8 protein-coding genes are annotated in these 8,646 nt (G+C 62.0%); 4 read left to right on the top strand and 4 right to left on the bottom strand.

The annotated features are described in order from the left end of the window. Positions 1-1,317 precede the first annotated feature (1,317 nt). Both cheR and INQ47_RS16655 read right to left on the bottom strand, forming a co-directional pair. The gene (cheR, locus tag INQ47_RS16660) at positions 1,318-2,145 is read right to left on the bottom strand and encodes a protein-glutamate O-methyltransferase CheR (protein WP_004575768.1); all 828 of its coding nucleotides are present in this window, start codon (positions 2,143-2,145) and stop codon (positions 1,318-1,320) included. A 52-nt stretch (positions 2,146-2,197) separates the two neighbouring features. Beyond that, on the bottom strand, positions 2,198-3,127 hold the full coding sequence (locus INQ47_RS16655) for a chemotaxis protein CheV (protein WP_010955104.1): 930 nt from the start codon (positions 3,125-3,127) through the stop codon (positions 2,198-2,200). A 77-nt stretch (positions 3,128-3,204) separates the two neighbouring features. Here INQ47_RS16655 and flgA point away from each other — a divergent pair, with 77 nt between their 5' ends. From flgA to INQ47_RS16635, 4 genes are all read left to right on the top strand, one after another. Beyond that, positions 3,205-3,957: a flagellar basal body P-ring formation chaperone FlgA gene (gene flgA / locus INQ47_RS16650; RefSeq protein ID WP_028696945.1), complete on the top strand. Its 753-nt coding sequence runs from the start codon at positions 3,205-3,207 to the stop codon at positions 3,955-3,957. Between the two features lie 164 nt (positions 3,958-4,121). Beyond that, a complete protein-coding gene (gene flgM / locus INQ47_RS16645) occupies positions 4,122-4,436 on the top strand; it encodes a flagellar biosynthesis anti-sigma factor FlgM (RefSeq protein ID WP_279934548.1) in 315 nt (104 codons plus the stop codon). A 49-nt stretch (positions 4,437-4,485) separates the two neighbouring features. Next, entirely contained in the window at positions 4,486-4,953 is a 468-nt protein-coding gene (locus tag INQ47_RS16640) for a flagella synthesis protein FlgN (protein WP_010955106.1), read from the top strand. 79 nt (positions 4,954-5,032) lie between these two features. Next, positions 5,033-5,776 (top strand): flagellar brake protein, encoded by a 744-nt coding sequence (locus INQ47_RS16635; protein ID WP_103462183.1) that lies wholly within the window; start codon positions 5,033-5,035, stop codon positions 5,774-5,776. Between the two features lie 88 nt (positions 5,777-5,864). Here the strand turns inward: INQ47_RS16635 and INQ47_RS16630 are convergent, their stop codons facing one another. Both INQ47_RS16630 and INQ47_RS16625 read right to left on the bottom strand, forming a co-directional pair. Next, the gene (locus INQ47_RS16630; protein WP_404702125.1) at positions 5,865-7,205 is read right to left on the bottom strand and encodes an MFS transporter; all 1,341 of its coding nucleotides are present in this window, start codon (positions 7,203-7,205) and stop codon (positions 5,865-5,867) included. 132 nt (positions 7,206-7,337) lie between these two features. Continuing rightward, positions 7,338-8,579, bottom strand: coding sequence for a glutamine synthetase family protein (locus INQ47_RS16625; protein WP_404702126.1), 1,242 nt, complete (start codon positions 8,577-8,579; stop codon positions 7,338-7,340). Positions 8,580-8,646: the final 67 nt, after the last annotated feature.

Here is an 8,646-nt window from a genome sequence, read left to right as displayed (position 1 = left end):
AGCAAAAAGCTTCCTCGAACAGGCCTGATACATAGATGCAACCGGGTTCCTATGTTCAAAAAAGCAGCTAGACAGTGTGGGCGAGTCCATACATAGGAGCGGGTTTACCCGCGAATACGGTAGCGGCAGCAACGGTGAACGGCGGGTGGAGATTGGCCAGCTGGGCCGGCCTCTTCGCGGGTAAACCCGCTCCTACGGCGGGCTGCGTCCAACCTCCGATGTGTGCCCACCACCAATCTGTGTAGGAGCGGGTTTACCCGCGAATACGGTAGCGGCGACAACGGTGAACGGCGGGTGGAGATTGGCCAGCAGGGCCGGCCCTTTCGCGGGTGAACCCGCTCCTACACGGCGGGCTGCGCCCAACCTCCGGTGTGTGTCCACCACCGATCCGATGTAGGAGCGGGTTTACCCGCGAATACGGTAGCGGCAGCAACGGTGAACGGCGGGTGGTAAATGGCCAGCAGGCCCGGCCCTTTCGCGGGTGAACCCGCTCCTACACGACGGGCTGTGTCCAACCTCCGATGTGTGCCCACCACCAATCTGTGTAGGAGCGGGTTTACCCGCGAATACGGTAGCGGCAGCAACGGTGAACGGCGGGTGGAGATTGGCCAGCAGGCCCGGCCCTTTCGCGGGTGAACCCGCTCCTACACGGCGGGCTGTGTCCAACCTCCGATGTGTGCCCACCACCAATCTGTGTAGGAGCGGGTTTACCCGCGAATACGGTAGCGGCGACAACGGTGAACGGCGGGTGGAGATTGGCCAGCAGGGCCGGCCCTTTCGCGGGTGAACCCGCTCCTACACGGCGGGCTGTGTCCAACCTCCGATGTGTGCCCACCACAGATCTGTGTAGGAGCGGGTTTACCCGCGAATACAGTAGCGGCGACAACGGTGCACAGCGGGTGGGGATTGGCCAGCTGGGCCGGCCTCTTCGCGGGTAAACCCGCTCCTACGGCGGGCTGCGTCCAACCTCCGATGTGTGTCCACCACAGATCTGTGTAGGAGCGGGTTTACCCGCGAATCCGGTAGCGGCAGCAACGGTGCACAGCGGGTGGAGATTGGCCAGCAGGGCCGGCCTCTTCGCGGGTAAACCCGCTCCTACAGCGGCCCGGCTCCAACCTCCGGTGTGTGTCCACCACCAATCTGTGTAGGAGCGGGTTTACCCGCGAATACGGTAGCGGCGACAACGGTGAACGGCGGGTGGAGATTGGCCAGCTGGGCCGGCCTCTTCGCGGGTGAACCCGCTCCTACGGGGATCTCGGCAGGAACAGCGGATAGGCAAACAAAAAGGCCGGCATCTCTCGATGCCGGCCTTTTTGCTTACTTGGCCTGGTAGATGATCCCCGGGCTGCACTGCACCATCTGGTAATGGTCCGGCAAGCCGTTCAGCGCTTCCGAGGCGCCGAGGAACAGGTAGCCACCTGGCTTGAGGGTACTGTGAATGCGCAGCAGGATGTCCTTCTTCACCTGCGCCGAGAAATAGATCAGCACATTGCGGCAGAACACGATGTCGAACTTGCCTAGACTGGCATAGCTGTCGAGCAAGTTGAACGAGCGGAACTCGACACGGCTGCGAATCGCTGGCTTGACCGCCCAGCGCCCCGGCCCCTTGGGGTCGAAGTAGCGCTGCAAGCGCTCTTGGGACAAGCCGCGGGCAATCGCCAGGCTGTCATATTCGCCAGTCTTGCAGTTGGTCAGCATGGTGCCGGAGAGGTCGGTGGCGACGATCTGCGCCCCCATCTTCAACTGGCCGAGGTTGCTGCGCTCGAACTCGTCGATTGCCATCGAGATGGAATACGGCTCCTGCCCCGACGAACAGGCCGCCGACCACATGCGCAGTCGCTGGCCGGGGTTGTTGCGGATGAACTCGGGGATCACCTTGTTCTTCAGCACTTCGAACGGATAGGTGTCGCGAAACCACAGGGTCTCATTGGTGGTCATGGCATCGACCACCTGCTCGCGCAAGCCGCCGCGCGGCTGGGCCTGAATGCGCTGCACCAGCTCACCCAGGCTCTTGATGCCCTGTTGTTCCATCAGCTTGTTGAGACGGCTGGAAACCAGGTACTGCTTATTCTCGCCAAGCAGGATGCCACAGGCTTTCTCCAGGAAGACCCGGAACTGTTCGAAATCCAAATTACCCGTAGACACTACTGCCGCCTCTTTTCAATCACTGGTGCCGGGGGCATGCCCCCCGGCTGCTTCAATGCGCTGCCTTGATCCGGTCGACCACCCGTTGGGCCAGGTCGTCCGGCTTGAACTTGGCCAGGAAGTCATCGGCGCCGACCTTCTTGACCATTGCCTGGTTGAACACCCCGGAAAGCGAAGTATGCAGGCAGATGTGCAACTTTTGCATGCGCGGATCGCTGCGAATCTCCGCCGTTAGCGTATAGCCGTCCATTTCCGGCATTTCAATGTCCGAGATCATCATCAGGAACTCTTCTTCAGGCTTTTTGCCCTCATCCACCAGCTGACGCAGGTAGTTCAGCGCCTGACGACCATCATTGAGCGCCACCACCTCGACCCCGACGGTTTGCAGGCAACGGCTGACCTGTTTGCGCGCCACCGACGAATCGTCGACGGTCAGCACCCGCATCAACACCGCCTTGTCCTGCACCTCGGCATCGATCACACCGGCCGATACCGACTCGGACGACGGCGACACTTCGGCCAGCACCTTCTCCACATCGATGATCTCGACCATGCGGTTGTCCACCCGGGTGACCGCGGTCAGGTAGTGATCACGGCCGGTCCCCTTGGGTGGCGGATGAATCTCTTCCCAGTTCATGTTGACGATGCGCTCCACCGAATGCACCAGGAAGCCTTGGGTCTTGGTGTTGTACTCGGTGATGATCACGAAGCTGTTGCGTGTGTCTTCCTGCAGCGGTCGCAACCCGGTGGCCATCGACAAGTCGAGGATCGGGATGGTCGCCCCGCGAATATTGGCAACGCCACGCACCACAGGGTGCGCCTTGGGCAGCAAGGTCAGCGCAGGGCATTGCAGTACTTCCCTGACCTTGAACACATTGATGCCGTAAAGCTGTTCGCCATTGAGGCGGAACAGCAGCAATTCCAGGCGATTCTGCCCCACCAGCTGCGTGCGCTGGTTGACCGAATCCATAACACCCGCCATGCCAGACTCCTTAACGTTTCAGCCTTTCGTTGCAACTCAGGTAGCGAGTCGGCACGGGCTTTGCTTTTTTGAGTGTCATGCACACGAAAACGACATTTTCCCGACGATTGACACGCCTGCTGACTGGCCCGCTGGCCACGCTGTGCCTGCTGATGCCCGGCGTTCGCACGGTAGCGGACGCGTTCACCTTGCCTGAACAGCTTATCGGTGTCACCCAAGGGTTTCTTGAATTCACCGTTGAAGATTACCTGTCCACCACCCAGACTGCCGGCCGCTATGAAATCCAGGTCAACCCGCTGGACCCACGGTTGCGCATGCCATTGTGCAGCCAGCAGCTGGACGCCTCGCTGGAAAGCCCGGCCAAGCCACTGGGCCGGGTGACGGTAAGGATACGCTGCAACGGCGCAGCACCGTGGACGGTATTTGTACCGGCCACCGTGCGACTTTTCCGCGACGTGGTAGTGGTAACCCGCCCGCTCAAGCGCGACAACACGGTCGGCGAAGGTGACGTGGCCCTGCGCGAGCGAGACGTCGGCACCCTGGGCCAGGGCTTCCTGACCGAGCTGGACCAGGCGGTGGGCATGAAGATGCTGCGCCCCACGGTGATCGACCAGGTGCTCACCCCGCAACACCTGGAACAGGCCGAGGTGGTGCGCAAGGGTGATCATGTGGTGATCATTGCCCGCAGTGGTGGCCTGAGCGTGCGCATGCCGGGCGAAGCCTTGAGCAAGGGCGGCCTGAGCGAGCAGATCCGGGTACGCAACCTCAACTCCAAACGCGTGGTCAAGGCCAGGGTGACCGGGCCTGGCCAGGTCGAGGTCAGTATGTAGGCCAGCCACCAGATTGCGCTGGCAGTGAGGAACCGCTTTTCCTAAACTGTGTCAGAACACGGGTTCGCGGGCTTGCCGACAGGCGGCAATGCATTTGTGCCTAAAGTTTATATCGGGTTGGCCGAAAACAAGGCAAGCGTCCAAATACCCAGAGGTTTCTGATCATGGTCATCGACTTCAGTCGTTTGAATAACTCTCCGTCCGTCACGGGCGGCGTGCGCGGCAATACCGCGTCCGGCAGCGCCGAAAAACCGGCAGCCAGCCAGGAAGCGACAAGCGCCACCAGCGCCAGCGGAGAAGCGGTACACCTCAGCCAGGAGGCCCAGCAGTTGCAGAAGATCAGCGACAAGCTGCGCGACGAGCCGGTGGTCAACAGCGCCCGCGTGGCCGAGTTGAAACAGGCAATCGCCGACGGCAGCTACCAGGTCGATGCCAGCCGGGTCGCCAGCAAACTGCTTGATTTCGAAGCCCAGCGCTGACCGTACGGCGCGCTGACTTCACGGACGCTAGAAAAGCCAAGAGTTAGCCATGCACGACACCACCTTGCTGCAACTGATCGAAGATGACATTGCCCCGATGCAGGAACTGCTCGACCTTCTGCACAAGGAAGCAATTGCCCTGCATGGCCGCGACATGCCGCTGCTGGAGCAAATCCTGGCGCGCAAGCAGTCGTTGATCATCTTGCTCGAGCAGCACGGCCAGCGCCGCAGCCAATTGCTCGGCAGCCTGGGCCTGAGTGCCGACCGCACCGGTGTGCAGGCTGTAGCCGCGCAGTCACCTCATGGTGATGTGATGCTGCAGCGGCTCGACATGCTGTCGCAACTGATGGACGACTGCCAGCAGGTCAACCAGACCAATGGCCGGATCATCCAGGTGCAGCAACACGTCACCAACAACCAGATCCGCATCCTTCAGGGCGGCGATTCGCCCTCACTCTACGACAGCCGTGGCAGCACCTCGCCTCTGGCCAAGCCGCGCGCGCTCAGCCAAGTGTGATTTTTCTATCAAGGCACAGAACATAGTGGCAAAATGCCGTTACTTGCGTGTGTCGCTTTTGCCTGGAGAACGATAAGCTGTGTTCAATGAATCCGATGCCCCGCAGCCACCCAAGGTGTTGAGCACCCCCTTGGAGATTGCGGCCAACTTGCGGCAGCTGCAGGAAAGCCACGACCCCCTGATCATCACCTTCCATGACCGCAGCCAGCGCTTCCAGAGCTATGTGGTGCGCGTGGACCGCGAAAGCAACACCCTGGCACTGGACGAGATGATCCCCCGTGACGGCGAGAAATTCATCGAGAACGGCGAGCACTTCCGCGTCGAAGGCTTCCACGATGGTGTGCGCATCGCCTGGGAGTGCGATCACGAGCTGAAAATCAGCGAGGTCGACGGCCATCGCTGCTACAGCGGCGCCCTACCGCAAGAGATGACCTACCACCAGCGCCGCAACGCCTTCCGCGCCGCACTGAAGCTATCGCAGCTGGTCGACATCATCCTCGACGGTGCTCACCTCAAGGGCAACGGCGCCATGCGAGGCAAGCTGCTGGATATCTCGGCCACCGGCTGCAAACTGCGCTTCGAAGGCAATGTCGAAGACCGCTTGCAACTGGGCCAGGTGTATGAGCGTTTCAAGGCGGGCAACCCGCTGGGCCTGGTGGATACCATGGTCGAGCTGCGTCATCTGCACTATGAAGAGCGCATCAACACTACCTTTGCCGGCGTGCGCTTCCACAACCTGAGCGGGCAGGCTCAACGCAAGATCGAGAGTTTTGTGTACCAGCTGCAGCGTGAGGCGCGGCGGTTCGACAAGGACGATTATTGATCGTCGGTCGGTAAAACAGAAAACGCCACCTGCTGAGGTGGCGTTTTCATTTGTGTTTCTGCTGGGCTGGCCTCTTCGCGGGTAAACCCTACACCGACTTGCTGGCTTCTTCCGGTTCAGGCGCCTGCTGCTGCGCGCCCTTCTCTTCATCCTCGGTGTCTTCAGCCGCCACAGGTGCCTGCATCACGTCCTGCACGGTCTGCTCATCCACCCGCGGGTCCAGCGCCGCCGACAACGGCGAACCGGCCGCCGGCATCGCCACGTGGCCCAGCGGTGCATCCTGTACCTGATGCAGGCCGGTAACCGCTTTCGGCCGAATGCGCCAGACCAGCACCAAGGCAAAGAATACGAAGAAGGCATACAACATCTGCGCGCCCAGCACCTTCATCAGAACCCCTGCCGCCAACGGGCCAACGCATGCACCCACACCGTAGGTCACCAACAGCATCGCCGTCAGCGATACCCGGCGCTCGCTTTCCACGTGGTCATTGGAAAAAGCAACCGCCAGCGGGTACAGGCAGAACTGCAGCAACGAGATCAGGAAGCCGATACCGAACAGCAACTCCAGCGGCACACTGGGCAGAATCGCCAATGGCGCAGCAGCCAGTGCCAGCCCCACAGCCACGCTACGAATAAGCACGGCCCGGTCATAACGGTCAGACAACCAGCCTAGCGGCCACTGCACCAGCAGGCCGGCAAAAATGCAGCTACCCATGAACAGACCAATTTGCTCGGTACTCATCCCCTGGCTTGACGCATATAAAGGCGCCAGACCGTAGAACGAGCCGACAATCAGCCCCGAGCCCAAAACCGTACTGAGCGACTGCGGCACGCGCTTGATGAAGAACTTCGGCTCCATCGGTGCCGGGCGCAAAGGCGCCGGGTGAATACGCCGGGTCATCGCCACGGGCACCAGGCACAGGGCAAAGCACATCGCCACCAGCATCAGCAGCTCAGGGCCGAGCTGCGGGTGCACAACCAGGATCAACTGGCCAAGCACCAGCCCCAGGTACGAAGCAATCATGTAACCGCTGAACACCGCGCCCCGGTGCTTCACATCGGCCTGCTCATTGAGCCAACTCTCGATGACCATGTATTGGCACATCATCCCCAGGCCAACGATCATGCGCAGCCCGACCCAGGCCGGCAGCCAGTTGGTCAGGCCATGACCGAGCACCGCGGCGCCGACGATACCGGCACAGGTGGCATAGGCGCGTATGTGCCCTACCCGCCCGATCAGCCGGTGGCCAACCTTGCCGCCAACCGCCAGGCCAAAGTAGTTGGCCGCCATCAACGCACCCACCCACAGGCTGTCGACATGGTCGGCCGCCAGGCGCAGGGCCAGGTAGGTGCTGAGCAGGCCCGAGCCGATCAACATCATCAGCGCGGCGAAATACAACGACTGAAACGGCTTCCATACATTTCGCATACGTCCCGTGGAGCTCCCTGGTCAGGTGGCAGTTTTGGGTGCTAGCAGCATAAAGGCAAAAACCGCCTGGCGCAGGCCCCCCGACAGCTATTTGGCTGTGCGGGGGCGTGCCCGGTGCAGGTTGTGTCGCGCTCAGGCCTGTGCCGCCAGCACCCGGCGCTCCCACGGCGTGATCTCGTCGAAGAAATCGCTCAGTTCAAGGGTCTTGCTGGCGATGTAGCCTTCGATGAACTCGCTGCCGAACAGTTCCCGCGCCAGCGTGCTGCGCTTGAGTCTTTCAAGGGCCGCGTGCAGCGTGCACGGCAAGCTCAGGGGCTCGGGCACCTCGAATTCGCCCTGGATGGCCGGCGATGGCTGCAAGCGCTGCTCGATGCCGTGCAGGCCGGCGGCCAGGCTGGCGGCAATGGCCAGGTAAGGGTTGGCATCGGCGCCTGGCAGGCGGTTTTCCACCCGTCGCGCGACCGGCGCACTGGCCGGAATGCGCAGGCCAGCGGCGCGATTGTCCTCGGACCAGCACGCATTGTTCGGCGAGGCATAGGGATGGCACAGGCGCTGGTAGGAGTTGACGTTGGGCGCGAACAGGGCAGTGAAGTCGGCCATGCACGCCTGCAACCCGCCGATGAAGTGGTGGAAGGTGTCTGTCGGCAGGCCTTGCTCGTCACTGAACACGTTACGCCCGCTGCTGGCCTCGACCAGGCTCTGGTGAATATGCATGGAGCTGCCGGGCGTACGCGCCAGCGGCTTGGCCATGCAGACCACCGTCAGCCCGTGCTTGAGCGCTACTTCCTTGAGCAGGTGCTTGAACAGGAAGGTCTGGTCGGCCAACAGCAGCGGGTCGCCGTGCAGCAGATTGATCTCGAACTGGCTGACACCCATTTCGTGCATGAAGGTGTCACGTGGCAGGCCGAGCGCGGCCATGCAGTGGTACACCTCCTTGAAGAACGGGCGCAGGCCGTTGTTGGAGCTGACACTGAACGCCGAATGGCCCTGCTCGCGGCGGCCATCGCTGCCTACAGGCGGCAGGAACGGTTGGTGCGGGTCAGTGTTGGGGGCAAAGACGAAGAACTCCAGCTCGGTTGCCACTACCGGCGCCAGGCCCAGTACCGCATAGCGGGCTATCACGGCCTTCAGCTGGCCCCGGGTGGACAGTGCCGAGGGCCGGCCATCCAGCTCGTTGGCATCGCAGATGGCCAAGGCGCGGCCGTCATCGCTCCAGGGCAGGCGGTGGACCTGACCGGGTTCGGCCACCAGTGCCAGGTCGCCGTCGTCACTACCGTAGAACTTCGCCGGTGGGTAGCCGCCCATGATGCACTGCAGCAGCACCCCCCGGGCCATTTGCAGACGACGGCCTTCGAGGAAGCCTTCGGCGGTCATCACCTTGCCGCGCGGGACGCCGTTGAGGTCAGGGGTGACGCATTCGATTTCATCGATGCCCTGGAGC

The organism is Pseudomonas sp. 3HC3 (assembly GCF_044904505.1).
GTDB lineage: Bacteria > Pseudomonadota > Gammaproteobacteria > Pseudomonadales > Pseudomonadaceae > Aquipseudomonas > Aquipseudomonas putida_Y.
Note: the sequence above shows the minus strand (reverse complement) of the source record. Positions and strands in the feature narration are given on the sequence as shown.

Coding starts and splice junctions, on each gene's coding strand:
- INQ47_RS16655 (WP_010955104.1), bottom strand. CDS start 3,127: ATGGCGGGTGTTATGGATTCGGTCAACCAGCGCACGCAGCTGGTGGGG.
- flgA (WP_028696945.1), top strand. CDS start 3,205: ATGCACACGAAAACGACATTTTCCCGACGATTGACACGCCTGCTGACT.
- flgM (WP_279934548.1), top strand. CDS start 4,122: ATGGTCATCGACTTCAGTCGTTTGAATAACTCTCCGTCCGTCACGGGC.
- INQ47_RS16640 (WP_010955106.1), top strand. CDS start 4,486: ATGCACGACACCACCTTGCTGCAACTGATCGAAGATGACATTGCCCCG.
- INQ47_RS16630 (WP_404702125.1), bottom strand. CDS start 7,205: ATGCGAAATGTATGGAAGCCGTTTCAGTCGTTGTATTTCGCCGCGCTG.
- INQ47_RS16625 (WP_404702126.1), bottom strand. CDS start 8,579: ATGACCGCCGAAGGCTTCCTCGAAGGCCGTCGTCTGCAAATGGCCCGG.